The organism is Pseudacidovorax intermedius, assembly GCF_003350475.1.
Classification (GTDB): domain Bacteria; phylum Pseudomonadota; class Gammaproteobacteria; order Burkholderiales; family Burkholderiaceae_C; genus Xenophilus; species Xenophilus intermedius.
The window spans coordinates 1,062,184-1,088,612 of record NZ_QQAV01000001.1; the positions used below are offsets into that span (position 1 = coordinate 1,062,184).

Genomic DNA, 26,429 nt, shown 5'->3' on the forward strand with positions numbered 1-26,429 from the left:
ATGTCCGCCCTTCCCATTTCCCCTGGCGAGCCCACCCCGGCCGCCATGCCGCTGCCGGCCGCGCCTTCGCCCGCGCGCGAGGCGCTGGCCATGTTCATGCGCAATCCGGCCGCGGTGGCCGGGCTGGTGCTGCTGTCGCTCATCGTGTTGATCGCGGTCGTCGGGCCGTGGCTGGTGCAGGCCGACCCCTTCGAGATCCGCGGCGCGCCGCTCAGCCCGCCGGGCACCGAGGACGTGTGGCTGGGCACCGACCAGCTGGGCCGCGATGTCGGCATCGCGCTGCTCTATGGCGGGCGCGCCACGTTGCTGGTAGGGGCGGTGGCGGCACTGCTGTCGGTCACCATCGGCGTCACGCTGGGCGCGCTGGCCGGCTTCTACGGTGGCCGGGTCGATGCGCTGCTGATGCGCGTGACCGAGTTCTTCCAGGTGCTGCCGGCGCTGCTCTTCGCCATGGTGGTGGTCACGCTGTTCTCGCCCAGCCTGGTGACGGTGGTGCTGTCCATCGGCCTGGTGAGCTGGCCGGGTACCGCGCGGCTGACGCGGGCCGAGTTCATGAAGGTGCGCGACCTGGAGTTCGTGCGGGCCGAGCGCGCCATCGGCGCGGGCAATGCGCGGCTGATCTGGAAGGTGATCCTGCCCAACACCATCGCGCCGCTGGTGGTCTCGGCCACGCTGGCGGTGGGTGCGGCCATCCTGTTCGAGGCCGGCCTGTCCTTCCTGGGCCTGGGCGATCCGAACCTGATGAGCTGGGGAATGATGATCGGCAGCAGCCGGCAGTACGTGCTCTCGGCCTGGTGGGCGGTGGCGATCCCCGGCGTGGCGATCTTCCTCACCGTGCTGGCCGTGAGCCTGATCGGCGATGGGCTCAACGATGCCCTCAACCCCAAGCTCAGAGAACGCTGACATGACCGAAGCCCTTCTCCAGGTCGACGACCTGCGTGCCGAGTTCGCCACCCGCCGCGGCAAGGCGATGGTGCTCAACGGTGTGAGCTTCGAGGTGCACGCGGGCGAGACGCTGTGCGTGGTCGGCGAATCGGGCTGCGGCAAGAGCATGACCGCGCTGGCCATCCTGGGCCTGGTGCCGCAGCCGCCGGGCCGCGTAGCCGGCGGGGCGGTGCGCTTCCAGGGCGAGGACCTGGTGAGCGCCACGCCCGAACGGATGCGCGCGGTGCGGGGCAACCGCATCTCGATGATCTTCCAGGAGCCCATGACTTCGCTCAACCCGGTCTACACCGTGGGCGAGCAGATCGCCGAGTCGCTGCGCCTGCATGCGCAACTCGACCGCAAGGCCGCCCATGCCCGCGCCATCGAGATGCTGCGCCAAGTGGGCATTCCCGCACCCGAGCGACGCGTGGACGAGTACCCGCACCAGCTCTCCGGCGGCATGCGCCAGCGCGTGATGATCGCCATGGCCCTGGCCTGCCGGCCCGACATCCTGATCGCCGACGAGCCCACCACGGCGCTGGACGTGACGGTGCAGGCCCAGATCTTCGACCTGCTGCGCGAGTTGCAGCGCGAGCGCGGCACGGCCATCGTGCTCATCACCCACGACATGGGCGCCGTGGCCGAGATGGCCGACCGCGTGATGGTGATGTACGCCGGTCGCGTGATCGAGCAGGGCCAGGCGGACGACGTGCTGGGCGCGCCGCAGCATCCCTACACGCAGGGCCTGATCGCCTGCCTGCCCGAGCTGGGCAGCAGCCAGGCCGAGGGGCGTACCGAGTTGGCCGAGATTCCCGGCGTGGTGCCCTCGCTGTGGGAGCTGGGCCAGGGCTGCGCCTTCCGCGAGCGCTGCCCGCATGCCCATGCGCGCTGCGCCGCCGAGGTGCCGCCCATGTTCGCGGCCGAGGGTGCGCCCGGCCACGGCGCCGCCTGCTGGCTGCTGGCCGAGGCGGCGGGTGCTGCGTCGCCCGTCACTGCAGCGTCTGCGGCCGAAGCGGCGCGTGCCTGAACCCCCGGTGCCGCCATGAGCCAACTCATTCCCTTCCCCAACATGCCCGCTCCCGTCACGCCCCCGCCGCCGGTGCTGCTGTCCGTCACCGACCTCAAGGTGCACTTTCCCAGCGCCGGTGGCCGCGTGGTGCGCGCGGTGGACGGCGTGAGCTTCGAGCTGCGCCGCGGCACCACGCTGGCCGTGGTGGGCGAATCCGGCTCGGGCAAGACCACCACCGCCCTGGCCGTGATGCGGCTCGCGCCCATCACCGAGGGCGGCATCCGCCTGGGCACCACCGAGCTGAGCCTGGTCAACGGCGAGAACCTGCGCCGCGCGCGCAGCCGGCTGCAGATGGTCTTCCAGGACCCGTACTCCTCGCTCAACCCGCGCCAGCGCGTGGGCGAGGCGGTGCGCGCGCCGCTGGACCTGATGAAGATCGGCACGCCCGCCGAGCGCGCGGCCCGCGTGGACGAGCTCTTCCACGCCGTCGGCCTGCGGCCCGAGCAGCAGCACCTGTTCCCGCACCAGTTCTCGGGCGGTCAGCGCCAGCGAATCAACATCGCCCGCGCCCTGGCCACCAACCCCGAACTGGTGGTCTGCGACGAGCCCGTGTCGGCGCTGGACATCGCCATCCGCGCGCAGATCCTCAACCTGCTCGCGCGGCTGCAGCGCGAGCTGGGCCTGACCTACCTGTTCATCTCGCACGACATGGCGGTGGTCGAGCACATCTGCGACGAGATCGCCGTCATGTACCTGGGCCAGATCGTGGAGCGCGCGCCGCGCCGCACCTTCTTCGCCCAGCCGCTGCATCCCTACAGCGTGGCGCTGATGTCGGCCGTGCCCACGGTGCGCGGCGGCCGCGCGCGGGCGGCGCAGCGAATCCGGCTGGTGGGCGATCCGCCCAGCCCGCTCGATCCGCCACCAGGCTGCCGCTTCGCCGGCCGCTGTCCGGTGGCCGAGCCGGCCTGCGGCCAACCGCAGCAGCTGCGCGAGGTGCAGCCCGGCCACTGGGTGGCCTGCCACAAGGTCACGCTGCAGGCGGGCCGGCCGGTGCCGCCGCTGGCGCTGCCCGACGCGGCCTGAACGCTCCAACGCCCTGGCTGCCGCACAGCGGCCCTGGTCCTTCATCCGACACCACGATCCCCATGTCCTCCATCACCGTCTTCCAGGCCCGCCAGATCCTCACCATGAACCCGCGCCAGCCGCAGGCCACCCATGTGGCCGTGCGCGAGGGCCGCATCCTGGGCGTGGGCGACCTGGCGCGCATGCAGGCCTTCGGCGACTTCACGCTCGACACGCGCTATGCCGACCAGGTGCTGATGCCCGGCCTGGTCGAAGGCCACTCGCACCTCATGGCCGGCGGGCTGTGGAAGTTCAGCTTCGTCGGCTACCACGCACGTACCTCGCCCGATGGCCGCGTGTGGGAGGGCTGCCGCAATTTCGACGAGGTGATCGCCCGCCTGCGCGCCGCCGACGCTGCGCTCACCGACCCGAAGGCGCCGCTGCTGGCCTGGGGCTTCGACCCGCTCTTCTTCGGCACCGAGCGCATGACGGTGGAGCACCTGGACCAGGTCTCCACCACGCGGCCCGTGGTCATCCTGCATGCCAGCCAGCACCTGATGAACGTCAACCGCGCCGCGCTGGCCGCGGCCGGCATCGACCGCGACACCGACATCGAGGGCATCGCCCGCTTCGCCGACGGCGAGCCCAATGGCGAACTGCAGGAGTTCGCGGCCATGTTCCCCATCACGCGGCTGGTGGGCAACATCTTCCGCATCACCGGTTCGTCGCCCGAGAGCCTTCGCCTGTTCGGCCAGATGGCGCGGCTGGCCGGCGTGACCACCGCCACCGATCTGGTCAACGACCTGGCCGAGCCCAACCATGCGGCCATGATGCAGGTCACCGGCGAGCCCGGCTTTCCGGTGCGGCTGGTGCCGGCCTACCTGTGCCTGGACGGCAGCCTCAACCGCACGCAGGGCGCCGCGCGCATCCGCGAGCGGCAGGCGCAAGCCGAAGGCAACGCCAAGCTGCACTACGGCTTGGTCAAGATCGTGGCCGACGGCTCCATCCAGGGCTTCACCGCGCGTGTGCGCTGGCCGGGCTACCACAACGGCGCGCCCAACGGCATCTGGATCCTGCCGCCGGCGGAGCTCAAGGCCGCCATCCGCGACTTCCATGCGCAGGGCTTCCAGCTGCACATCCACACCAACGGCGACGAGGCCACCGAGCTGGCGCTGGACGGCATCGAAGAGGCGCTGGCCGCGCACCCGCGGGCCGACCACCGCCACACGCTGCAGCACTGCCAGATGGCCGATGCGGCGCAGTTCCGCCGCATGGCCACGTTGGGCGTGTGCGCCAACCTGTTCGCCAACCACATCTACTACTGGGGCGAGGCGCACCTGTCGCAGACCATGGGCCCCGACCGTGCCTTCCGCATGGACGCCTGCGCCACCGCGCTCGCGCATGCGGTGCCGCTGGCCATCCATTCCGACGCGCCCATCACGCCGCTGGCGCCGCTGTTCACCGCCTGGTGCGCCGTCAACCGGCTCACGTCCAGTGGCCGGGTGCTGGGCGAGGCCGAGCGCATCGGCGTGCCCGAGGCGCTGTGGGCCATCACCCAGGGCGCGGCCTACACCCTCGGCCTGGACGACCGCATCGGCTCCATCGAGGTCGGCAAGTGGGCCGACTTCTGCGTGCTGGACGAGAGCCCGCTGGCCGTGGCGCCCGAGGCGCTCAAGGACCTGCGCGTGGCCGGCACGGTGATCGGCGGCGTGCCGACCGAGGCGGCCGCGTGAGGCGCGGCGCTTCTGTCGTCACGCGACACCTCGGGGCGCGGGCATGAGGCCGCGCATCCCGCTCACCGTCATCGGCGGCTTCCTCGGCGCCGGCAAGACCACGCTGCTCAACCACCTGCTCGCGCAGTCGGGCGACCGGCGCATCGCCGTGCTGGTCAACGACTTCGGCGCCATCAACATCGACCGCGCGCTCATCGCCAGCGAAGAGGCCGGCGCCATCGAGCTGACCAACGGCTGCGTCTGCTGCGCCATCGGCGACGACCTGACCACCGCGCTCATCGGCCTGATCGAACGGCCGCAGCCGCCCGAGGCCATCGTGATCGAGGCCAGCGGCGTCTCCGACCCGTGGCGCATCGCCCAGGTGGGCCTGGCCGATCCGGCGCTGGCGCTGGACGCCGTGCTGGTGCTGGCCGATGCCACCGTGCTGCGCGAACAGGCGGCGGACCCGCTGCTGACCGACAGCATCCGGCGTCAGCTGGATGCGGCGGACCTGCTGGTGCTGAACAAGACCGACCTCGTGGACGAGGCCACGCTGGCCGACCTGCGCGGCTGGCTCGACACCGAATGGCCCGCCACGCCGCGCTTCGAGACCGTGCAGGCCCGCGTGCCGGCCATGCTGCTGCAGGCACCCCGACTGGCGCGGGCCGACGATGGCCACGCGCACTGCGCGGCCTGCGGCGCTGATCACCGACACGAACATGGCCATGCGCCCGGTCATGACCACGGCGACGTGGACCATGCACAGCTCTTCGAGACCTGGGCCCTGCGCGACGCGCCGGTCTTCCACGCGCCGGCCCTGCGTGCGCTGCTCAAGGCCATGCCGGCCGGCGTGCTGCGCCTCAAGGGCCTGGTGCGCACCGATGCGCATGCGGGTCTGGTGGAGCTGCAGTTCGCCGGCCGCCACGTCGCGCTGCGAGCGGCGCCCGCCGCATCGTCCGACGTCGCCGACACACTGGTCGCCATCGGCCTGCGCGACCGCCTCCCGGTGCACGAACTGGCGCAGCGCCTGCAGGCCGCCGCCGCCATCAAGGAGGCCGCATGACCCGCCCCGCCAACACCTTCGCCGGCCTGGACCTGCTCGCCGCCCTGGGCGTCGTCGTCATCTGGGGCCTCAACTTCGTCGCGATGAAGTATTCGCTGCGCGACTTCACGCCCTTCCAGCTGGGCTTCTTCCGCTATGTGTTCGCGGTGTTGCCACTGATCTTCTTCGTGCCCCGGCCGCGCCTGTCCTGGCGCTGGCTGGTGCCGGCGGGCCTCGCGCAGCTGGGCCAGTTCGGCCTGCTGTTCGTGGCGCTGCAGGTGGGCATGACGGCGGCTCTGGCCTCGGTGCTGATGCAGACGCAGGTCTTCTTCACCACGCTGCTGGGCGTGGCCCTGCTGGGCGAGCGGCTGTCCGGCCCGCTGCGCGCGGGCCTGGCGCTGGCCGCCGTGGGCCTGCTGTGCTTCGGCCTCAACTTCGCGGGCGGCAGCGCCACCGCCGGCATCACGGTGCTGGGCCTGGTGCTGAACCTGGGCGCCGCCAGCATGTGGGCGGCCTCCAACATCGTGGCCCGCAAGGCGCAGGCCGCGCAGCCGGGCTACGACCCGCTGCAGTTCGTCGTGTGGATGTCGCTGGTGCCCATCCTGCCCTTCGGCGCGATGGCGCTGTTCTTCGAGCCTGCGGCCACGCATGACCAGTGGCGCCACGCCAGCCTGGGCGGCTGGCTGGGCGTGGCCTACCTGGGCTGGTTCGCCACCATCGTGGCCTATGCCATGTGGACCGGCCTGCTCAAGCGCCATCCCGCCAACCGTGTGGCGCCCTTCAGCCTGGGCGTGCCCGTGATCGGGCTCGCCGCCGGCATGCTGACCCTGGGCGAGCACGTCACGGCCTGGCAATGGGCGGGCAGCGCCTGCGTGGTGGCGGCCCTGGGCGTGGTGATGTTCGGTGGGCGCTTTGGGGCGCGGCGGCGGCCCGCCGCGGTGCGGGGGCTCTGACCCGGTCTCCGGCGTCCGGGGCGGTGGACGTCCACAATCGCCCGCCCATGGAGACACTCACCCGCCGTCAATGGGCGCTGCTCATTCCCCTGACCATCGCCTGGGGCATCAACTGGCCGATCATGAAGGTGGGGGTGAGCGACCTGCCGCCGCTGGCCTTCCGCGCGATGTCGCTGTGGCTGGGGGTGCCGGTGCTGGCGGTGGTGCTGCTGGCGATGCGCCTGCCCTTCCGCGTGCCGCGTCGCCATTGGCCCGAGCTGCTGTGGCTGTCGGCCACCAACATGTTCGTCTGGCATGTGTGCATCATCATCGCGCTGCGCCACCTGTCGGGCGGACGCGCGGCCATCCTGGGCTACACCATGCCGGTGTTCTCGGCCATCCTGGGGGCGGCGCTCTTCAACACCCGCCTGTCGGCCCGGGCCTGGATGGGTGTGGCGGCGGCAGCGCTGGGCGTGGCCTTCCTGCTGTGGCACGAGTTCACCGGCCTGGCCGGTAGCCCGGGCTTCGTGGCCCTGGCGCTGGTGGCCGCGGCCACCTGGGCGCTGGGCACGCAGCTGCTGCGACGCACCCAGCTGCCCGTGCCAACGCTCACGCTGTCCTTCTGGATGACCACGCTCACCGCCATCGTGATGGGCGCGCTCTCGGCGCTGGCGGAGCGGTCTGGCTGGCACATGCCCGGGCCGGCGGCCTGGGGCGCCATCGTCTACAACGCGGTGGTGATCTTCGGCTTCGCGCACGTCGCCTGGTTCGTGCTGGCGCGCGGGCTGCCGCCGGTGGCGTCGACCATCAGCGTGATGATGATTCCGGTGCTGGGCGTGCTCAGCAGCGCGCTGTGGCTGGGCGAAGCCATCTACTGGCAGGACTGGCTGGCCATGACCCTGTTGATGGTGGCCATCGCCGCGGTGCTGCTGCCGACGCGCGCCAGGGCCTGAGGGCGCCCCGCCGCCTTTCCGCGTCGCGTGTTCAGCCTGCGGCGCGCAGCGTGTCCGAGGGCGACTCGCCGAAGCGCGCGCGGTAGGCCTGCGCAAAGCGGCCCAGGTGCGCGAAGCCGCAGTCCAGCGCCGCGATGGCGACGGTGATGCCGTCCTCGCCGGTGCGCAGGCGCTGGCGGGCGCGCTCCAGCCGCAGGTCGCGCAGGGTCTGCATGGGGCTTTCGTCGCGCACGCGGCGGAAGGCGTCGAGCAGCGTACGCACCGACACACCCGCGGCCGCGGCGATGTCGGCCAGGCGCAGGGGCTCGTCGGCATGCGATTCCATGTGGGCCACCGCGCGCCGCACGCAGGCGGCCTGGCTCGCCCCTGCGCCCGTACCGGCGGGCCGGGCGGCGATGCGCAGCGGCACGTCGTCGGTCCAGGGCTGGCCGGCCAACAGCAGGTGGACCAGCAGGCGCTCCATTTCGGCCGCGACGATGGGGCTGGCCTGCACGGCCCGCATCAGGGCCTCGGAACTCAGCAGCAGGTGCAATTGGGCGCGCCAGGCTTGCAGGGCCGGGCGCTGCAGGTCCAGCCCGGCCTCGAAGCGCAGTGGCCGGCCGGTGTGCGATTCGAGCATGCGGCGGTCCAGCCGCAGCACGAACTGCTCGCAGTCGGGCGACAGGTCGGCCAGGAAGCGGCTGCCGGGGGCGCACACCATGCCGTGGCGGCCATCGGCCTGCAGGGGCTGGTCATCGGCCAGCACCTCGGCATGGCCCTGCAGGCAGAACATGAGCAGGTGGTAGTCCTCCACAGGCGACACGTCCACCCGCGTGGTCTCGCCGAAGCGGATGGTGCCCACGCCGATGCCGCCCACGCGCACGAAGTCCATGTGCGAGCGCCCCCCGCGCGGACGCTCCAGCGCCTGCAGCCGGTGCGGCTGCATCACGCGCGAGATGCGCTCGCGCGCATCGTCCAGGTCCGAGGACTCGAACAGGCGGTGCGCACGCAGCAGCCCCGGCGCGAATGCGGCACCGGAGTCGTGCGGGTCGGCGAAAGAGGAGGCGGCGGCTGGACGCATGGTCTGGCGGGGCTTCCGAACAGGGCCTGACGCAGCGCAAGAAGCGCGCCAGCCGTTTGTGGCATCGGCGGACCTGCAAGTCCTGCGCGATCCGGACAGCCGCGCCACCGAATCCGCGCGATTCGGATAGCCGCCGCGCGCGGCGCCTTCGACCATGCGGCCCATGACGCCCGGCCCTTGCCGGGCCCGCACAAGGAAGGAGTTCTTGCCATGAATCAACCGGTCGATCCTGGTGCACTGCAGGCGGCTGCCGCCGAGCGCGAGCAGCGCGTGGTGCACTTTCCGCAGGCCGACGGCTCGCGCGTGCCCTATGCCGTGTTCAGCTCGCAGGAGGTGTTCGAGCGCGAGCAGGAGCGCATCTACCGCGGCCCCACCTGGAGCTTCGTCGCGCTGGAGGCGGAGATTCCCAACCCCGGCGACTACAAGAGCACCTTCGTCGGCGACACGCCGGTGGTGGTCACCCGCGCGCCCGACGGCGAGCTGGCCTGCTGGGTCAACCGCTGCGCGCACCGCGGCGCCATGGTCTGCCGCAATGCGCGCGGCAATGCCAAGGTGCACACCTGCGTCTACCACCAGTGGGGCTTCAGCGCCAAGGGCGACCTGCAGGGCATTCCCTTCAAGCGCGGGCGCGACGGCGCGCCGGGCATGCCGCCGGACTTCGACAACAAGGCGCACGGCCTGCGCAAGCTGCGCGTGGACAGCTACAAGGGCCTGGTCTTCGCCAGCTTCAGCGACGAGGCGCCCACGTTGGCCGACTACATCGGCGAGCAGATGCGGCCCTGGGTGGACCGCGTGATGCACAAGAAGGTGGTGTACCTCGGCTGCACCCGCCAGTACGCCCGCAGCAACTGGAAGCTCTACTACGAGAACGTCAAGGACCCGTACCACGCGAGCCTGCTGCACCTGTTCCACACCACCTTCAACATCTTCCGCGTGGGCATGAAGGCGCGCTCGCTGGCCGACAAGACGCACGGCCTGCACAGCATCATCACCGCCACCAACATCGAGGAAGAGGCCGACACCGCCACCGCCTACAAGCAGCAGGCGATCCGCTCGATGGACGACGGCTTCCACCTGGAGGACGCCTCGGTGCTGGGCTTCATCTCGGAGTACGAGGAAGACTGCACCAACCACATCCAGACCATCTTTCCGCAGCTGGTGCTGCAGCAGATCCACAACACGCTGGTGGCGCGGCAGGTGCTGCCCAAGGCGCCCGGCGAGTTCGAGCTGGTCTTCCACTTCTTCGGCTACGAGGACGACACGCCCGAGCTGCGCGCGCTGCGCATCAAGCAGGCCAACCTGGTGGGGCCGGCGGGCTACATCTCGATGGAGGACACGGAGGCCACCGAGCTGGTGCAGCGCGGCACCGCGCGCGATGCCGACGCCACCTCGGTGCTGGACCTGGGCCGCACCGACCCGAACCGGGAGGACACCATGATCACCGAGAACCTGATCCGGAAGTTCTGGACGGGCTATCAGAAGCTGATGGGGTATTGAGATGAGCACCGTGATGGAAGCCCCCCAGACCGCCGCGGCTGCCGCAGCGCCCGACGTCGACATCGCCCTCTGGTTCCAGATCCACCAGCTGAACGAGCGCTACTGCGCCCTGTTGGACAACGACCGTCTGGAGGACTGGACGGCCCTCTTCACCGAGGACTGCCTCTACGAGATCGTGCCCAAGGAGAACGCCGACATGGGCCTGCCCATCGGCCTCGTGCACTGCACCAGCGCGGGCATGCTGCGCGACCGCGTGGTGGCGCTGCGCCACGCGAACATCTACGAGTCGCACAGCTACCGCCACATGACCAGCGGGCTCACGATCACGGCGGTCGATGCGCAGACGGTGACGGCCGAGTCCTCGTACGTGGTGGTGCAGACGCGCACGAATGGCGAGTCCTTCGTCTTCCAGGCCGGCCGCTACCTCGACCGCGTGCTGCGCACGCCCACGGGCTGGCGCTTTGCGCAGCGGCGCGTGGTGTACGACACCTCGCGCGTGCTCACGCTGCTGGCCACGCCCATCTGATCTGCGCAATGCTCTCGCGGCCTGCACACGATGGCATGCCGATTGCTGACTGCCCATCCATTCATTCACGCATTCCCCGGAGAAGAAGCCCATGACCCCCGTTCGCACCCGGCCGCTGCTGGCCGCCGCCCTGGCCCTGGCCTTCGCCGCGCCTGCCCTCGCCGCCGATCCCATCAAGGTCGGCCTGGCGCTGGACATTTCCGGCCCCTTTGCGGCCGGCGGTGCCGAGACGCGCGACGCCATCAACCTGGCGATCAGGCTGCTCGACAACAAGCTGGGCGGCTACCCGGCCGAATTCATCCAGGCCGACACGGCGGGCAGCCCCGACCAGGCCAAGCAGATCGTCGACCGCTTCATCCAGCAGAACAAGATCGACTTCTTCACCGGGCCCGTGCCGTCCAACGTGGCCCTGGCCGTCGGCCCGGCGCTGTTCGCGGCCAAGGTGCCCTTCATCACCGCCAACCCCGGGCCCAGCCAGTACGCGGGCGCGCAGTGCAATCCCTACTTCTTCGGCCAGAGCTACCAGAACGACACCTGGGACGAGGCCGCCGGCCAGTGGGCCAGCGACCAGGGCTTGAAGAGCGCCTTCATCCTCGCGCCCAACTACCCGGCGGGCCGCGACCACCTCACCGGCTTCAAGCGCACCTACAAGGGCAACGTGGTGGCCGAGGTCTACGGCAAGGTCGGCCAGCTGGACTACGCGGCCGAACTGGCGCAGATCCGTGCCGCCAAGCCCGAGGCGGTGTTCTTCTTCCTGCCCGGCGCCATGGGCATCAACTTCATCAAGCAGTTCGTGGCCTCGGGCCTGTCGAAGGACGTGCGGCTGGTGACCAACCCCGCCTCGGCCGACGAGGACACCATCGCCGCCGTGGGCGAGCCCATGCTGGGCCTGTTCTCCACCTCGCAGTGGTCGCACGACCTGCCCAATGCGGCCAACCAGAAGTTCGTGAGCGAGTTCCGCAAGGCCTACAAGCGCTACCCCACCTTCTATGCCGCGCAGGCCTACGACGCCATCCTGGCCATGGATGCTGCGGCCCGCGACGTCAAGGGCGACGTGAAGAACAAGGAGGCGGTGCTCAAGGCCCTGAAGGCCGCCAACTTCCAGTCGATCCGCGGGCCCTTCAAGTACGGCAACAACAACTTCCCGATCCAGGACTACTACCTGCGCGTGATCGGCAAGGACGCCGAAGGCAAGATCACCAACAAGACCCTCTCCACGCCGCTCAAGGGCTACCGCGATGCCTATTGGCAGCAGTGCAAATTGAAGTGACAGCACGCCCGCGATGACCCCCATCCTCTTCATCGAGCAGATGCTCAACGGCCTGGGCTACGGGCTGATGCTGTTCCTGCTGGCGGCGGGGCTCACGCTGGTGTTCGGCATCATGGACGTGATGAACCTCGCCCATGGCTCGCTCTTCATGGGCGGGGCCTACGTGGCGGCCACGGTGCACACGGCCAGCGGCTCCTTCGTGATGGCGGTGGCCTCGGCGGTGCTGCTGGTCGTGGTGCTGGCGGTGCTGCTCGAATGGCTGCTGGTGCGGCACCTGTACGGGCGCGACCACCTGTCGCAGGTGCTGGCCACCTTCGGCGTGATCCTGGTGGCCGACGACGTGGCCAAGATGATCTGGGGCCCGGCGCCGGTCATGGCCTCGGCGCCGCAGGCGCTGTCGGGTGCGGTCGAGCTGATGCCCGGCCTGCCCTATCCGGCCTACCGCCTCGTCATCCTAGCGGCTGGCGTGCTGGTGGCCCTGGGCCTGTATGCGCTGGTCAACCACACGCGCATGGGCATGCTGGTGCGCGCCGGTGCGTCCAACCGCGCCATGGCCGAGTTCATGGGCGTGCGGGTGGACCGGGTGTTCTCGCTGGTCTTCCTGCTGGGCGCCGCGCTGGCGGCCCTGGCCGGCGCGCTGATGGGCCCGCTCACCGCTGTGCAGGTGGGCATGGGCGAGGAGATCCTGATCCCCTCGCTGGTGGTGCTGGTCATCGGCGGCATCGGCTCGGTGCGCGGCGCCTTCGTCGCGGCGATGCTGGTCGGCCTGGTGGACACCATCGGCCGCGCCTTCGTGCCCATGGCGCTGCGCGGCGTGTTGCCGCCCACGCTGGTGTCGGACCTGGGGCCGCTGATCGCGGGCCTGGCCACCTATGCGCTGATGGCGGTGGTGCTGGCCGTCAAGCCGACCGGGCTGTTCCCGGCGCGGGGGTGAGCGGCATGGCGCGCGTGTTCCCCTGGATCGCCCTGGCGCTGCTGGCAGCCTTTCCGCTGCTGGCGCCCCTGGTGGGGCTGGACTACTACGTCAACTTCGTGCGCCGGGTGCTGATCTTCGCGCTGGCCGCGGCCAGTCTGAATTTCATCCTCGGCTTCGGCGGACTGGTGGCGCTGGGCCACATGGGCTTCGTGGGCGTGGGCGCCTACACGCTGGTGGCGCTGGCCGACGCCGGCCAGGTGTCGGCCTGGCTGCTGTGGCCGGCCGCGGCGGCGGCGGCCGGCGGGGTCGCCGCGCTGGTGGGCCTGGTGGCGCTGCGCACGCGCGGCGTCTACTTCATCATGATCACGCTGGCCTTCGCGCAGATGCTCTACTTTGCGGCCGTGTCGCTGCGCGCCTATGGCGGCGACGACGGCTACAACCTGATGCAGCGGCCGGAACTCGGACTGGGGCTCGACCTTGCCAGCGAGCCCACCTTCTACTGGGTGGTGCTGGCCCTGTTCGCGGCCGTGATGACGCTGATGAACCGCGCCACGCGGGCGCGCTTCGGCCAGGCGCTGACGGGCCTGCGCGACAACGAGGTGCGCATGCAGGCCATGGGCTATCCGGTGTTCCGGCTCAAGCTGGTGGCCTTCGCGCTGGCGGGGGCCGTGGCGGGGCTGGCGGGCGCGCTGCTGGTCACGCACAACAACTTCGTCAGCCCTTCGGTCATGCACTGGACGCAGTCGGCCACGCTGATCGTCATGGTGGTGATCGGCGGCGTCGGTCACCGCTGGGGCGGCCCGGTGGGCGCGGCGGTGTGGATCGGGCTCGAAGAAGTGGTGCGCCGCTTCACCGAATACTGGCACCTGCCGCTGGGCCTGCTGCTGATCGCCATCGTCTTCCTCGCGCCGCGCGGACTGGCGGGCCTGCGCCTGCCGGTGCGGCGGCGCAACTCGACGCTTGCCGCCACTGGCGCGGTGGTCGAAGGGAGCGCGCCATGAGCCTGTTCGAGGTCGAAGGCCTGCGCAAGAACTTCGGCGCCCTGCGCGCCACCGACGACGTGTCGCTCAGCGTCGATGCCGGCCAGATCCATGCACTGATCGGCCCCAACGGCGCGGGCAAGTCCACGCTGGTCAACCTGATCTCGGGACTGATCGCGCCCGATGCCGGCCGGGTGCGGCTGGATGGCGTGGACCTCACCCCCTTGCCGATGCACGCCCGCGTGCGCGCCGGCCTGTCGCGCTGCTTCCAGATCACCAGCATCTTCCGCCAGTCCACCGTGATGGAGAACCTGCTGCTGGCCGCCCAGGCGCATGCGGGCAGCAGCCTGCGCTTCCTGGGCGAGCGCAACCGCGAGGCCGCGCTGCGCGCCACGGCCGACGAACTGGCGGCCCGCGTGGGCCTGTCGCAGGCGCTGGACCGCATCGCCGGCACGCTGCCGCATGGCGCGCAGCGACAGCTGGACGTGGCGCTGGCCCTGGCCGCGCGCCCCAAGCTGCTGCTGCTGGACGAGCCCATGGCCGGTATGGGGCCGGAGGACTCGCAGCAGATGACCGCCCTCATCCACGAACTCAAGCGCGACATGGCGATCCTGCTGATCGAGCACGACATGAAGGCCGTCTTCGAACTGGCCGACCGCATCTCGGTGCTGGTCTACGGCCGCGTGCTGGTGGCCGGCAGCGTGGAGGAGATCCGCGGCAACCCGCAGGTGCAGGCCGTGTACCTGGGCACGGAAGAGGTGGACGCATGAGCGAAGGCGCAACCCTGCTGCTCGAAGCCCGCGGCCTGGAGGCCGGGTATGGCGCCAGCCAGGTGCTGTTCGGCATCGACCTCGACATCCGCCATGGCCAGGTGCTCACGCTGCTGGGCCGCAACGGCATGGGCAAGAGCACCACGCTCAAGACGCTGATCGGTGCGCTGGCGCTGCGCCGCGGCAGCATCCGCTTCGGCGGCGAGGCGGTGCATGGCCGCCGGCCTGATGCCATCGCGCGCATGGGCGTGGCCATCGTGCCCGAGGGCCGCCAGTGCTTTCCCAACCTGACGGTGCGCGAGCACCTGGTGGCCTTCGCCGACCAGCGCAACGGCCTGCGCGACGGCTGGACGCTCGACAAGCTTTATGCGCTCTTCCCGCGCCTGGCCGAGCGCGCGGACAACCTGGGGCATCAGCTGTCGGGCGGCGAGCAGCAGATGCTGGCCATCGCCCGCGCGCTGTCGACCAATCCGCGCCTGCTGATCCTGGACGAGGCCACCGAGGGCCTGGCGCCGGTGATCCGCGAGGAGATCTGGCGCTGCCTGCGCCGGCTCAAGCAGGCCGGGCAGACCACGCTGGTGGTCGACAAGTACATCGACCGGCTGCTGGGCCTGGCCGACCGGCATGTGGTGCTGGAGCGCGGTCGCGTGGTGTGGCAGGGCGACTCGGCGGCGCTGGATGCCGACCGCAGCGTCTGGTCGCGCTACCTGGGGGTGTAGCGCGCCTCAGCCGCGCGGCTCGCGCACCCGCAGCATGCCCTCCTGCGCGGTGGAGGCCACCAGTCGGCCGTCGCGCGAGAACACGCTGCCGCGGCACAGCCCGCGCGCGCCACCGGCGCTGGGCGAGTCGATCACGTACAGCAGCCAGTCGTCGAAGCGGAAGTCCCGGTGGAACCACATGGCGTGGTCCAGGCTGGCGGCGCGCACCTGGCCCGTGAGGAAGCTCAGGCCGTGCGGAACCATCGCGGCGCGCAGCAGGCCGTGGTCGGAGGCATAGGCCAGCAGGGCGCGGTGCACGTTGGGGTCGTCGGGCAGCGGCGCCACGGCCCGCATCCAGACGGCGCTGCCGCCTTCGCGCGGCAGGGGAGCGAGCAGGTCGTCCTGCTCGACGGTGCGGAACTCGATGCCGTGCGGCTGCGTGCCCTTCACGCGGAAGGAGGCGGGCAGCCGGTCGCCCAGCGCCAGGCGGCGCGACAGTTCGCTCGGCACCGCCTCGGGCGGGGGCACCTCGGGCATGGCCAGCTGGTGCTCCACGCCGCGGTCGCGCGTCTGGAACGAGGCCGCCATCTCGAAGATGATGCGGCCGGACTGCCGGGCCAGCACATGGCGGGTGGTGAAGCTGCGGCCGTCGCGCACGCGGTCCACGCTGTAGTCGATGGGCGCATGCTCGCCCGGCAGCAGGAAGTAGGCATGCATGGAGTGCACCGGCCGGTCGGGCTCGACCGTCAGGCAGGCCGCCATCAGCGACTGGCCCAGCACCTGGCCGCCGAAGACGGCCGGCGTGCCGATGTCCTCGCTCTGCGCGCGGAAGCGGTCGTCGCCCAGCGGCTCCATGCGCATGAGGGCGACGAGATCCTCGACGAGGCAAGCGGTGGTGGGGGCGTCGGTCATTGGAAAGCGGCGAAAGCAGAGCAGGCTGCCACCTTAGCAAAGCGCGGGCCGGCCGGCAGCCACGCGGGCGACGCGGGTCGCATCCGTGCCCCGGCTTCGACAGGCTCAGCCCGAACGGTCTCAGGTTCACTGGCCCGCATCGTCCGCTGCACCGCGGGAATGGATGGGAGCCGCCCGCCACAATCCCGCCATGCGCCGACCTGCCATGCCCGCCGACCTTGCCGCCGTCCATGCGATCTACATGCATCCCGAGGTGGTGCCCTTCCTCACGCACGAGCCGATGCCGTCGGAAGCCTTCCAGCCGGTGTTCGACGAACTGCTCGCCTCGGGCTGCTTCTTCGTGTGGGAGGTAGAGGGCCAGGTGGCGGGCTTCTACCGCGCCGTTCGCTACGCCGGGCGGGCCAGCCATGTGGCCCTGCTCGGCACGCTGGCGGTGGACCCGCGCCACCATGGCCGGGGCGTGGGCCGGGCCATGATCGACGATGCCCTCACCCGTCTGCGCGACGAAGGCGCGCTGCGCGTGGAGCTCTTCGCCGAAAGCGACAACCCGCGCGCACTGCGCTTCTACCAGTCGCTGGGCTTCGTGCACGAGGGCACGCTGCGCGGCTTCTACAAGCGCGCCGCGCAGGACCACTACGTGGACGAATGGGTGCTGGGGCTCTGGATGGGGGCGCCCTCGGGCGCGTGACAGGCCAGTCCCAGCTTGTTGCCGTCGAGGTCGCGGAAGTAGGCGCCGTAGTAGTTCGCGTGGTAATGCGGCCGCAGGCCGGGCGGGCCTTCGCAGCGGCCACCCAATCGCAGCGCCAGCGCATGCACCTCGTCCACCTGGCGGCGGCTCGCGGCCAGCAGGGCCAGCATCGCGCCGTTGCCTGCGCTGGCCGGCTGTCCGTCATACGGACGGCCCAGCAGCAGCAGGGGCCGCGCCACGCCGGGCTGCTGCCAGCCGGCCCAGGGGTGGTCGTGGTCGATGAAGCGCTGCTGCAGGCCCAGCGCCGCCAGCAGCGGCTGGTAGAAGGCCAGCGCGCGCTCGAAGTCGCTGGTGCCCAGGAAGACGTGCGAGATCATGGCCCAGCATAGGCGGCGCGGGCCGGCATCGTCCAGCCATGGGGGGTTGGCACAATGACCCCGCAGACTGGCGCCCTCCGTGCATGCAGGGCGTCGGCCCATCACCACCAAAGACGGGAACTCCTGATGACATCGACACTTCGCCTGTCCCTGCTCGCCGCCGCTGCCGCCTCCGCCTTGCTCGCGGGCTGTGCCTCCAGTGGCAACAGCGCCAGCAGCGGCAATGCCGCCAGCGCCGCCACCCCGGGCGCTGCAACACCCGCACCGGCCGCTGCGCCCGCCGTGGCACCCGCTCCTGTGGCGCCACCCAGGCTGCCCGGCCTGGACTACGCCGCCATCCGCGATGCCGCGGACGACAGCAGCGCCGTCAAGATCCGCAAGGCGCTGGTCGGCGAGACCGTGTCGGTGGAACTCGCCCGTGCCAGTGGCCGCGGCGTACCTGCCGGCGCCTATGCCGTCGATGCCGACGACGGCATCTTCTTCCGCTGCGCGACGTCCGAGCGTGGCTTCAAGGGCGGCACGGTGACGGCCAAGGTGCGTTCGGTGCATGTCACGACCAAGCCGAAGCACCGCGTGCTGGAGCTGGACCGTTGCGCCGAGGTGGCGGCCGCTGCGCCGGCGCCCATGCCCGCGCGTGCGGCTGCACCGGCCCCGGCACCGGTTGCCGCGGCCCCCGCCGCGGCGGCGCCCGTGGCGGCGTCATCCGCCAAGGGCTCGGGCACCCGCGGGGCCGGCAAGCCGGGCATGGACGCCAACGGCAACGTGGTCGATTCGTCCAAGGTCGAATCCGGCAGCGGCATCACCGTCAAGGGCATCAACGATTACGAAGGCGAGATCACCGGCAACCCGGCCGCCAACAGCAAGTTCACGCGGCTGCAGATCGGCATGCCCGTGCGCCAGGTCACCGACCTGATCGGCCCGCCCACGGACCAGGGCGCCTACATGACCGGCAAGGCCTGGATCCCCTTCTACTTTGGCGGCGACCGTCACCGCTTCGAGATGACCTACAAGGGCCAGGGCCGGCTGATCTTCGCGGGCGGCGGCATGGGGGACTTTAGCAGCGGCTACCTGATCTGGATCATTCACAACGCCAGCGAACCGGGGTATCGCTGAAGCCGACGCGACGGCGCGGTCAGCCGCGTGGCGCGTCCAGGTCCGCGCCATCAGCCCGCAGCCGCTGCTGTAGCGCGGGCACATCGACGTCCGCAAAGCGGCCCGTGCCCAAGTTGGCGGCCGCGGTGCCCGCAGCCTGGCCCATCGCGAAGCAGCCGCCGCTGGCGCGGGCGGCGGACTGGCCCTCGTGGGTCATGCTGGCGCAGCGGCCGGCCACCAGCAGGTTGTCCACGCCCTGCGGCACCAGCATGCGCCAGGGCAGGTGGTGGTAGGCGTTGTCGGCGTCGCGGGGAAAGCCCCACTCGATGCGGCCGTCGGCATGCAGCTCCATCGGCCAGGCGCTGAGGCCGATCACGTCGTCGAACTTCGCCGAACCCAGGATGTCCTCGCCCGCCAGCGCATAGAGGCCGCGGATGCGCCGGGTCTCGCGGATGCCCACCTGGGGTGCGATCTCCACGATGGCCGACTGCGCGAAGCCCGGAATCTCAGCCTTGAGAAAGCGGTGGAACTCGGCGATCTGCCGCCGACCCTCCAGCTCGCCTTCGCTCAGCTGACGCGCATCCACGCCGTTCATCGCGCGGCCTTCGGCATTGCGGATCTGCGTGACGTTGACGCGCCATTCACGCGGGTCGATGTTGGGCCGCAGGATCGCGCCCTCGCGCGCGAAGCGGTACTCGCCCGGCTTGGCGGCCTTGACGCGCTCGATCCAGTCGTTGATGGCCTTGAACTCGCCCACCGCCTCCAGTGCCGGCCCGGCCTCGACCTGGCCGACGCGGAACATGGTGGTCGGAAAGAGCCCGCTGCCATGGCCATCACCCACCTCGAAGGGCACGCCCGCGAAGGCTGCCACGTCGGCATCGCCGCTGGCGTCGACGAAGGCTGCAGCGCGGATGGCCTGCCGGCCCGACTTGGTCTCGACCACCAGCGCGTCGATGCGCAGCCCCTCCATCACCACGGCCGCGGCCCAGGCGTGGAAGAGCAGATCCACGCCCGCATCGGCCAGCATCTGGTCGGCGGCGCACTTGTAGGCCGAGGTGTCGTAGGAGCGCACGCGGATGCGGCCCTGCATGCCGTCCTGCGGCCGGTTGAGGCCGCCCAGCGCGTCGATGCGCGCCAGCAGCTCGTCGGCCACGCCGCGCACCAGCAGTTGCATCTCGCCGCCGCGCCGGCCATACAGGCCCGCGAAGTTGGTCACCCCGCCGGCCGTGCCCATGCCGCCGAGGAAGCCGTAGCGCTCCACCAGCAGCGTGCGGGCGCCCTGCCGCGCGGCGCTCACCGCCGCCGCGATGCCGGCGGGGCCGCCGCCGACGACCACGACGTCCCATTCGCCGAAGAGGGGGAGGGTGCGGGCGGGTTCCTGAAGTGTGGGCGTGTGGTCGGTCATCAAGTTTTCATTCGAGGTGGGTGCATCACCTGGACGTAAGAGGGGGTGTTGCCTTTCGGGCGACATTCGTCGCCTTTTAGGCGACAGCAGCCACAGAGCCGCTGCTGCCTGCAACGCAATGAAGTCAGGCCTTCACTGCAGCTTGATCCCGCGCGCCTGGATGATCTTGCTCATGATCGCCGCCTCGTCCTGCACGCGCAGGCGCATGCCTTCGGGCGAGGTGCCGACCGGTTGCCAGCCCTTGTCGAAGAGCTGCTGGCGCACTTCGGGGTTCTTCATGATGACCGCGATCTCCTTGGTGATGCGGGCCTTGGCCTCGGGCGACAGGCTGGCGGGACCGAGCAGGGCGGTCCACACCTCCAGGTTGAAGTCGCGCACGCCGATGTCGGCCAGGGGGGCGTATTCCGGCGCCAGGGTGCTGCGGCCGCTGGTCAGGCCGATGGCCTTGAGCTTGCCGGCCTTGACCTGCGGGATGGCGATGGCCGGCGGCACCAGGGCCAGCTGCAGCTGGCCGCCGATCATGGCGGTCACCACCTGCGGGTTGCCGGCGTAGGGCACATGCGTGGCGTCCATGCCGGGGATGCGGTTCTTGAGCAGTTCCATGCCCAGGTGGCCCACCGAGCCCACGCCCACCGAACCGTAGTTCCACTTGGTGCCCGAGGCGCGCGCCGCGGCGAGGAAGTCCTTGCCCGTGGGGACGTCGTTGCTGGCCACCAGCACCAGCGGCGCGGTGGCGATCAGCGAGAGGTAGCTGAAGTCCTTGGCCGGGTCATAGGGCAGCTTGGAGTACAGCATCTTCGACGACGTGAGGTTGCCGTTGATGACGATACCCAGCGTGTGGTCGTCGGTGGCCTTGGCCACGGTGTCGGCCGCGATGTTGCCCGAGGCACCCGGCTTGTTGTCCACCACCACCGGCTGGCCCAGGGCCTTGGCCAGCGGCTCGGCCAGCACGCGCGCCGCGATGTCGGGCGTGGAGCCGCCCGGAAAGCCCACCACCAGGCGGATCGGCTTGGTGGGCCAGGGCGCGGCAGCGGTCTGGGCCTGCGCACCGCCGGCGGCCAGCAGGGCACAGGCGGTGGCGAGAAGGGTTCTGCGTGCAATCGACATGGGATCGGTCAGGTGCCGGAAAGGAAGAAGGCGCCGAGTCTAGGGGGCTTGGCCGGCATTGGCATGTCGCCCGCGTCATGGTCTACCGGGGCGCCGGGGCAGCCGCGGGGCCTTCGCGCAGGGCCTCTCGCATCAGGCCGCGGATGACCGGCAGGAAGGGCGGCTCGGACTTGCTGGCGATGGTGACCAGGCCGAAGCGCGCCTGCGTCTTCAAGGGCGGCGACATGGGCAGCTCCACCAGGTGCGGCGCGCTCGCGCGGATGGCCAGCAGCACGGCGTCCGTGTCCTGCGTGACCTGCACGAGGTGCGAGATCTCGTCGCTGGCGAGCTTGACCAGCACCGCCGGATGCGCCTGCTCGCCGTAGCGCTCGACCAGGATGCGGGCCGTCTCCTCGCTCAGCGGCGTGGAGCACACGGGGTAGGCGTTCAGCTGCGCGAAGCCCACGCGCGCCAGGCGGGCCAGCGGATGGCCGGGCCGGCACATGAACACGCCGTCCAGCTCGGCGATGTCCGTCACGCGCAGGTCGGGCGCGGGGCGCAGCGAGCGGATGTCGACCACCAGCGCGTCCAGCAGCCGGTCGCGCAGCATCTGCGCCAGGCTGGCGGTGTTGCTGCGGACGATGTCGACATGGAACTTGGGATAGTGCTGCGTGAAGTGCGACAGGATCACCGCACTCAGCAGCGCCCCGGGGCCGGAGCTCAGCCCCACGCGGATGCGCCCGCTGTCTTCCGGGCTCAGGGCGCGTCCGCAGTGGCGCAGCTGTTCGGCCTCTTCGACCAGCGCCTGGCTGCGCGCCAGCACCTCCTGGCCGAAGGCGGTCAGCTCGATGCGCTTGCCGATGCGGTCGAACAGCAGGCGGCCGAGCTCTTCCTCCAGCGCCTTGATGCTGCGGCTGAGGGCCGGCTGCGTCATGCACAGCACGTCCGACGCCCGCACGAAGGAGCCGGCGCGGGCCAGTTCGATGAAGTGCCGCAGTTGAACCAGGGTCATGTTCCATCCATGCGTTTTGGATCATTTATATCCAATCAGCAATGCATTGGACGACATGGATGGCCACTCCTACGATCCCGCTCCGTCCCTCACCCCCACGGCCAGGAGCCACTCGCATGAAGCCCTCGTTCAAAGCGCTGACCGGCGCATTCCTCAGCCTGCTGCTCGGCGCCAGCGCCTGGGCCCAGAGCTTTCCGACCCGGCCCGTGACGCTCATGGTGCCCTACCCCGCGGGCGGGGTGTCGGACGTCATCGCGCGCAGCCTCAACAACGTGCTGGCGCGCCAGCTGGGGCAGCCGGTGATCGTCGAGAACCTGGGCGGTGCCAGCGGCGGCATCGCGGCGCAGAAGGTGCTCAACAGCCCGGCGGACGGCCACATGATCTTCCAGGGCTCGCCCAACGAGCTCGTGCTCGCGCCGCTGTCGAATGCGGCCATCAAGTACAAGCCGGAGGACTTCCGGCTGGTGCAGATGATCACCATCAACCCGCTGGTGATGCTGGCCCGCAAGGACCTGCCCGCCGCCAACGGCGACGAACTGGTCGCCTACGCGCGCAAGTCGGCCGCCGAGGGCAAGCCGCTCACCTTCGCCAGCGTGGGTCCCGGCTCGCTGTACCACCTGCTGGGCGAGCACCTGTCCAAGGTCACCGGCATCCCCATGACGCACGTGCCCTACAAGGGCGGCGCGCCCGCGCTGCAGGACGTGATGGCCGGGCAGGTCGACATCTTCATGACGCCCTACGGCCGCGGCCAGGTGGACATGGTGGAGCAGGGCAAGCTGAAGGCCACGGCGGTGCTCTCCGCCGACCGGCAGGCGCTGTTTCCCAAGGTGCCGACGCTCGACGAGAGCAAGGCCCTCAAGGGCTTCGTGTTCGAGACCTGGGCCGGCTTCTTCGTGCGCAAAGACACGCCCGAGCCGATCGTGCAGGCCCTGCACAAGGCCCTGAGCGAGGTGGCCGCCGACCCGACGGTGCGCGCGGCGCTGGAGGCCCAGGCCATGGTCGTGCCGGCGCCGCAGCCGCTGCCTGCACTGGGCAAGCTGTATGCGGACAACACCGCCCGCTACCAGGCCATCGCCCGCTCCATGCACCTGCAGCCGCAATGACGCAGGCCGCGACGACGATGCAGGACGCGCCGTACCTGGGCCAGGCCCTGGCGCAGCGCGTGGGCGAGTTCATCCAGATCCGCCGCGCCATCCATGCCCGGCCCGAACTGGCCTTCGAGGAACACGAGACGGCCGCGCTGGTCGCGCACAAGCTGCGCGGCTGGGGCTATGCGGTGACCACGGGCGTGGGCCGCACGGGTGTGGTGGGCACGCTGCGGCGCGGCAACGGACGCCGCGCCCTGGGCATCCGGGCCGACATGGACGCCCTGCCGGTGCCCGAGGCCACCGGCCACGCCTGGGCCAGCCAGCGGCCCGGCCTGATGCATGCCTGCGGTCATGACGGCCACACCGCCACGCTGCTGGCGGCCGCCCGGCTGATCGCGGAAGACGTGGACTTCAGCGGCGTGCTGCACCTGATCTTCCAGCCCGCCGAGGAAGGCGCGGGCGGCGCGCTGGCGATGATGGCCGACGGCCTCTTCGAGCGCTTTCCCTGCGATGCGGTCTATGCGCTGCACAACATGCCGGGCATCGAGGCCGGCCGCTTCTGCTTCCGCACCGGGCCGGCCATGGCCTCCAGCGACAACGTCACCATCACGCTGAAGGGCCGCGGCGGCCACGGCGCCTTTCCGCACCAGGCCTGCGACACGGTGGTGGCGGCGTCGTCCATCGTCATGGCGCTGCAGACCGTGGTGGCGCGCAATGTCGATCCGCTCAAGACCGCCGTGGTGACGGTGGGGGCGCTGCACGCGGGCCAGGCCAACAACGTCATCCCCGAAGAGGCCCGGCTGGAACTGAGCATCCGCGCGCTGGACGAGGACGTCCGCCAGCTGGTCAAGGCCCGCATCCTGGCGCTGGTGGACCTGCAGGCACGCAGCTACGGGGTGGAAGCCGTCGTGGACTGGCGCGACGGCTATGCGGTGCTGGTCAACACGGCGCAGGAGACCGCGCTGGCGGTGGATGTGGCGACCGGGCTCTTCGGCCCGGCGCGCGTGGATGCCCAGGGGCCGATGTTCACCGCCAGCGAAGACTTCGCCTTCATGCTGCAGAAGGTGCCGGGCTGCTACCTCTTCGTGGGCAACGGCGCGCCCGGTACGCCGGGCGGCTGCCATGTGCACAACCCGGGTTACGACTTCAACGACGACATCATTGCGCCCGCCGCCGCCTTCTGGAGCCGCCTCACGGCGGCCTACCTGCAGGACGCGTGAGCGCTTGGCCGATCAGTCCAGGCTGATGTTCCCGCGCCGCACCAGCTCGCCGTAGACCTTGGACTTGATCTCGGCCTGGCGCGCGATCTCCTCGGGCGACCAGTCCAGCGGCTCGAAGGCGAAGGTGTCGAAGCGGGCGCGGATCTCGGGGTCGGCGATCACCTTGGCCACGTCGGCATTGATCTTCTTCTTGACCGCGTCCGGCACGCCCTTGGGCGCCAGCAGCGACACGAAGGAGTTGACCTCCAGCTCGGCCGGCCCGCCCGACTCGGCCATGGTGGGCACGTCGGGCATCTGCGGCACGCGCTTCTTGGCCGCCACGGCCAGGTACTTGAGCTTGCCGGCCTTGTAGATGCCCTGGCTGGACGGGATGCTGGCGAAGGCCCACGGCACTTCGCCCGTGCCCACGTTGGCATACAGCTGCGACACCTCGCGGTAGGGCGCGTGGTTCATCTGCGTGCCGGTGAGCGCGTCCAGCTGCTGGCCGCCCAGGTGGCCCGGGCTGCCCACGCCCCAGGAGCCGTAGGTGATCTGGCCCGGCTTCGCCTTGGCGTCGGCGATCAGGTCGCGCATCGACTTCCACTTCGACTCGCTGCTCACCGCCACGAAGAAGGGTGTGCGGAACAGCGCGGCCACCGGGTCGAAGTGCTGCAGGGTCACGAAGTTGCGCGACTTGTACAGGTGCGGCAGCGCGGCCAGGTGCTCGCTGTCGAATTGGATCAGCGTGTAGCCGTCGGGCGCCGCGCGCCGGGCCGCGTCGATGGCGATGAAACCACCGCCACCGGGCTTGTTGTCGATGGTCACACGCTGGTTCCACAGCTTGCCCAGCTTGTCGCTGACCAGACGCAGCACCGCGTCGGGGCCGCTGCCGGCGGCGAAGGGCGTGACGATGGTCACCGGCTTGGTGGGGTAGTCAACGGCGGCCTGGGCGAAGGCGTCGGAAGCCGCAAAAGTGGTGGCCAGGCCGGCGGCCAGGGCGGGGAGCAGGAATTTCAAAGGATGTCTCCGGGGTCGTTGTCGTGAAGAGGGGGAGGAGCGCGCGCCGATTCAGGCCGAGGCGTCGTCGACCTGAAGGCGGTACTGGTTCAGCGCCTCGAAGATCGGCGCATCGCCGAAGCGGAACAGGTCCAGCGAGGCGGCCTGCGCATCGCAGCTGGCCGAGAAGGGTTGCCACGAGGGCACGACGAACAGGTCGCCGCGCTGCACGCGCCAGCTCTTGTCGCCCACCGTCACGCTGCCGGTGCCGTCGAACACCTGCCACACCGAGCCACCCACCTCGCGCCAGGTGCGGGTTCGACCACCGGCGCGCACGCGGTGCATCTCGCAGCGCATGGTGGGCAGCACGTCGCGGCCCGTGCCCGGGTGGGTGAAGCGCACGGCCGCATGGCCGGGACTCAGCACGCCGGGGTGGCCCTCGTCCTCCAGCGCCAACTGGTCGGCCAGGGCGCGGTCCGTGTCGGCCCAGCGGTAGGCCAGCAGCGGCGTGGCCGGCGTGTCGGCTTGCTGCGAAAGGGGCCGCAGGCCCGGATGGGCCCACAGCCGCTCGGAGCGCGAGCGCTCGGGCGTGGCGCATTCGGCCTCGCTCAGATGGTCGCGCCCATGCTCGAAGAACTGCGACTCGGTGTAGTACGCAAAGGGAATGTCCAGCCCGTCGATCCAGGCCATCGGCTCGGTGGCGGCGTTGTGGTGGGCATGCCAGTTCCAGCCGGCCTGCGGCAGGAAGTCGCCGCGCGCCATGCGTACCGCATCGCCGTTGACCACGGTCCACACGCCTTCGCCTTCGACCACGAAGCGGAAGGCGTTCTGCGTGTGGCGGTGCTCGGGCGCATGCTCGCCGGGCATCAGGTACTGGATGGCGGCCCACAGCGTGGGCGTGGCATAGGGCTGGCCGCCCAGGGCGGGGTTGGCCAGGGCGATGGCCCGGCGCTCGCCGCCGCGGCCCACGGGCACCAACTGGCCGGCCTCGGCCGCGAGCTGCTTGAGCCGCTCCCAGCGCCACAGGTGCGGGGCGGCCTTGCTGCGCGGATGCGGCGGCATCAGGCTGCCGATCTGCGTCCACAGGGGCACCAGCAGCTCTTCCTCGAAGCCGCGGTAGAGCTGGCTCAGTGCGGGCGTGGGCTCGGGCTGGCCGGGGGCGGCCACGGCCTGCAGCCGCACGGGGGAGGGAAGGGTGTCGATCACGGCAGCCATGGAATGCG

26 protein-coding genes are annotated in these 26,429 nt (G+C 70.8%); 18 read left to right on the forward strand and 8 right to left on the reverse strand.

The window, feature by feature from the left end; genetic code table 11:
- From DFR41_RS04640 to DFR41_RS04670, 7 genes are all read left to right on the forward strand, one after another.
- Positions 1 to 903 (forward strand): ABC transporter permease, encoded by a 903-nt coding sequence (locus DFR41_RS04640; protein ID WP_114801852.1) that lies wholly within the window; start codon positions 1 to 3, stop codon positions 901 to 903.
- A 1-nt stretch (position 904) separates the two neighbouring features.
- Positions 905 to 1,951 (forward strand): ABC transporter ATP-binding protein, encoded by a 1,047-nt coding sequence (locus tag DFR41_RS04645; protein ID WP_017758607.1) that lies wholly within the window; start codon positions 905 to 907, stop codon positions 1,949 to 1,951.
- Positions 1,952 to 1,966: 15 nt separating this feature from the next.
- A complete protein-coding gene (locus DFR41_RS04650; protein WP_244917644.1) occupies positions 1,967 to 3,016 on the forward strand; it encodes an ABC transporter ATP-binding protein in 1,050 nt (349 codons plus the stop codon).
- 62 nt (positions 3,017 to 3,078) lie between these two features.
- On the forward strand, positions 3,079 to 4,728 hold the full coding sequence (locus DFR41_RS04655; protein ID WP_017759205.1) for an amidohydrolase: 1,650 nt from the start codon (positions 3,079 to 3,081) through the stop codon (positions 4,726 to 4,728).
- Positions 4,729 to 4,771: 43 nt separating this feature from the next.
- On the forward strand, positions 4,772 to 5,770 hold the full coding sequence (locus tag DFR41_RS04660) for a CobW family GTP-binding protein (protein WP_114801853.1): 999 nt from the start codon (positions 4,772 to 4,774) through the stop codon (positions 5,768 to 5,770).
- Positions 5,767 to 6,702, forward strand: a complete 936-nt coding sequence (locus tag DFR41_RS04665) for an EamA family transporter (RefSeq protein WP_017759207.1) — start codon at positions 5,767 to 5,769, stop codon at positions 6,700 to 6,702. Before DFR41_RS04660 ends, DFR41_RS04665 begins: the two co-directional genes overlap by 4 nt.
- Before the next feature lie 47 nt (positions 6,703 to 6,749).
- Positions 6,750 to 7,634: a DMT family transporter gene (locus DFR41_RS04670; protein WP_114801854.1), complete on the forward strand. Its 885-nt coding sequence runs from the start codon at positions 6,750 to 6,752 to the stop codon at positions 7,632 to 7,634.
- Positions 7,635 to 7,665: 31 nt separating this feature from the next.
- On the opposite strand, the gene andR is transcribed toward DFR41_RS04670, so the two are convergent.
- A complete protein-coding gene (gene andR, locus DFR41_RS04675) occupies positions 7,666 to 8,694 on the reverse strand; it encodes an anthranilate 1,2-dioxygenase regulatory protein AndR (protein ID WP_114801855.1) in 1,029 nt (342 codons plus the stop codon).
- Between the two features lie 210 nt (positions 8,695 to 8,904).
- Between andR and andAc the strand changes: the two genes are divergently transcribed.
- The 7 genes from andAc (at position 8,905) to DFR41_RS04710 (ending at position 15,372) form a co-directional block, all read left to right on the forward strand.
- A complete protein-coding gene (gene andAc / locus DFR41_RS04680) occupies positions 8,905 to 10,191 on the forward strand; it encodes an anthranilate 1,2-dioxygenase large subunit AndAc (RefSeq protein ID WP_114801856.1) in 1,287 nt (428 codons plus the stop codon).
- 13 nt (positions 10,192 to 10,204) lie between these two features.
- The gene (gene andAd / locus DFR41_RS04685; protein WP_244917645.1) at positions 10,205 to 10,717 is read left to right on the forward strand and encodes an anthranilate 1,2-dioxygenase small subunit AndAd; all 513 of its coding nucleotides are present in this window, start codon (positions 10,205 to 10,207) and stop codon (positions 10,715 to 10,717) included.
- Positions 10,718 to 10,808: 91 nt separating this feature from the next.
- Entirely contained in the window at positions 10,809 to 11,987 is a 1,179-nt protein-coding gene (locus DFR41_RS04690) for an ABC transporter substrate-binding protein (RefSeq protein WP_114801858.1), read from the forward strand.
- Positions 11,988 to 12,000: 13 nt separating this feature from the next.
- Positions 12,001 to 12,921, forward strand: coding sequence for a branched-chain amino acid ABC transporter permease (locus tag DFR41_RS04695; RefSeq protein WP_114801859.1), 921 nt, complete (start codon positions 12,001 to 12,003; stop codon positions 12,919 to 12,921).
- Between the two features lie 5 nt (positions 12,922 to 12,926).
- A complete protein-coding gene (locus DFR41_RS04700) occupies positions 12,927 to 13,904 on the forward strand; it encodes a branched-chain amino acid ABC transporter permease (protein WP_114802190.1) in 978 nt (325 codons plus the stop codon).
- Positions 13,901 to 14,653, forward strand: coding sequence for an ABC transporter ATP-binding protein (locus DFR41_RS04705; RefSeq protein WP_114801860.1), 753 nt, complete (start codon positions 13,901 to 13,903; stop codon positions 14,651 to 14,653). The genes DFR41_RS04700 and DFR41_RS04705 overlap by 4 nt, the downstream gene beginning before the upstream one ends.
- Positions 14,650 to 15,372, forward strand: coding sequence for an ABC transporter ATP-binding protein (locus tag DFR41_RS04710; RefSeq protein ID WP_114801861.1), 723 nt, complete (start codon positions 14,650 to 14,652; stop codon positions 15,370 to 15,372). The genes DFR41_RS04705 and DFR41_RS04710 overlap by 4 nt, the downstream gene beginning before the upstream one ends.
- Before the next feature lie 6 nt (positions 15,373 to 15,378).
- Here the strand turns inward: DFR41_RS04710 and DFR41_RS04715 are convergent, their stop codons facing one another.
- Entirely contained in the window at positions 15,379 to 16,263 is an 885-nt protein-coding gene (locus DFR41_RS04715) for an acyl-CoA thioesterase (RefSeq protein WP_114801862.1), read from the reverse strand.
- Positions 16,264 to 16,453: 190 nt separating this feature from the next.
- Between DFR41_RS04715 and DFR41_RS04720 the strand changes: the two genes are divergently transcribed.
- Positions 16,454 to 16,951, forward strand: a complete 498-nt coding sequence (locus DFR41_RS04720) for a GNAT family N-acetyltransferase (protein ID WP_114801863.1) — start codon at positions 16,454 to 16,456, stop codon at positions 16,949 to 16,951.
- On the opposite strand, the gene DFR41_RS04725 is transcribed toward DFR41_RS04720, so the two are convergent.
- Entirely contained in the window at positions 16,897 to 17,328 is a 432-nt protein-coding gene (locus tag DFR41_RS04725; RefSeq protein ID WP_114801864.1) for a VOC family protein, read from the reverse strand. The genes DFR41_RS04720 and DFR41_RS04725 overlap by 55 nt on opposite strands.
- Before the next feature lie 126 nt (positions 17,329 to 17,454).
- Here DFR41_RS04725 and DFR41_RS27940 point away from each other — a divergent pair, with 126 nt between their 5' ends.
- On the forward strand, positions 17,455 to 18,441 hold the full coding sequence (locus tag DFR41_RS27940; protein ID WP_244917646.1) for a hypothetical protein: 987 nt from the start codon (positions 17,455 to 17,457) through the stop codon (positions 18,439 to 18,441).
- Between the two features lie 19 nt (positions 18,442 to 18,460).
- Here the strand turns inward: DFR41_RS27940 and DFR41_RS04735 are convergent, their stop codons facing one another.
- The 3 genes from DFR41_RS04735 to DFR41_RS04745 all read right to left on the reverse strand — a co-directional run bounded on the left by DFR41_RS04735 (position 18,461) and on the right by DFR41_RS04745 (position 21,923).
- Positions 18,461 to 19,825 carry an FAD-dependent oxidoreductase gene (locus DFR41_RS04735; protein ID WP_114801865.1) on the reverse strand — a complete coding sequence of 455 codons (1,365 nt, stop codon included), beginning with the start codon at positions 19,823 to 19,825 and terminating at the stop codon, positions 18,461 to 18,463.
- Between the two features lie 132 nt (positions 19,826 to 19,957).
- Positions 19,958 to 20,932: a Bug family tripartite tricarboxylate transporter substrate binding protein gene (locus DFR41_RS04740; protein ID WP_114801866.1), complete on the reverse strand. Its 975-nt coding sequence runs from the start codon at positions 20,930 to 20,932 to the stop codon at positions 19,958 to 19,960.
- 82 nt (positions 20,933 to 21,014) lie between these two features.
- The gene (locus DFR41_RS04745) at positions 21,015 to 21,923 is read right to left on the reverse strand and encodes a LysR family transcriptional regulator (RefSeq protein ID WP_114801867.1); all 909 of its coding nucleotides are present in this window, start codon (positions 21,921 to 21,923) and stop codon (positions 21,015 to 21,017) included.
- A 116-nt stretch (positions 21,924 to 22,039) separates the two neighbouring features.
- On the opposite strand from DFR41_RS04745, the gene DFR41_RS04750 reads away from it, so the two are divergent.
- Together DFR41_RS04750 and DFR41_RS04755 are read left to right on the forward strand one after the other, a co-directional pair.
- Positions 22,040 to 23,026, forward strand: coding sequence for a Bug family tripartite tricarboxylate transporter substrate binding protein (locus tag DFR41_RS04750; protein ID WP_017758682.1), 987 nt, complete (start codon positions 22,040 to 22,042; stop codon positions 23,024 to 23,026).
- A 17-nt stretch (positions 23,027 to 23,043) separates the two neighbouring features.
- The gene (locus DFR41_RS04755) at positions 23,044 to 24,231 is read left to right on the forward strand and encodes a M20 aminoacylase family protein (RefSeq protein WP_114802192.1); all 1,188 of its coding nucleotides are present in this window, start codon (positions 23,044 to 23,046) and stop codon (positions 24,229 to 24,231) included.
- A gap of 12 nt (positions 24,232 to 24,243) precedes the next feature.
- Here DFR41_RS04755 and DFR41_RS04760 read toward each other — a convergent pair whose 3' ends face one another.
- Both DFR41_RS04760 and DFR41_RS04765 read right to left on the reverse strand, forming a co-directional pair.
- On the reverse strand, positions 24,244 to 25,206 hold the full coding sequence (locus DFR41_RS04760) for a Bug family tripartite tricarboxylate transporter substrate binding protein (RefSeq protein WP_425326686.1): 963 nt from the start codon (positions 25,204 to 25,206) through the stop codon (positions 24,244 to 24,246).
- Positions 25,207 to 25,278: 72 nt separating this feature from the next.
- Entirely contained in the window at positions 25,279 to 26,421 is a 1,143-nt protein-coding gene (locus tag DFR41_RS04765) for a cupin domain-containing protein (RefSeq protein WP_114801868.1), read from the reverse strand.
- Between the last annotated feature and the right edge of the window lie 8 nt (positions 26,422 to 26,429).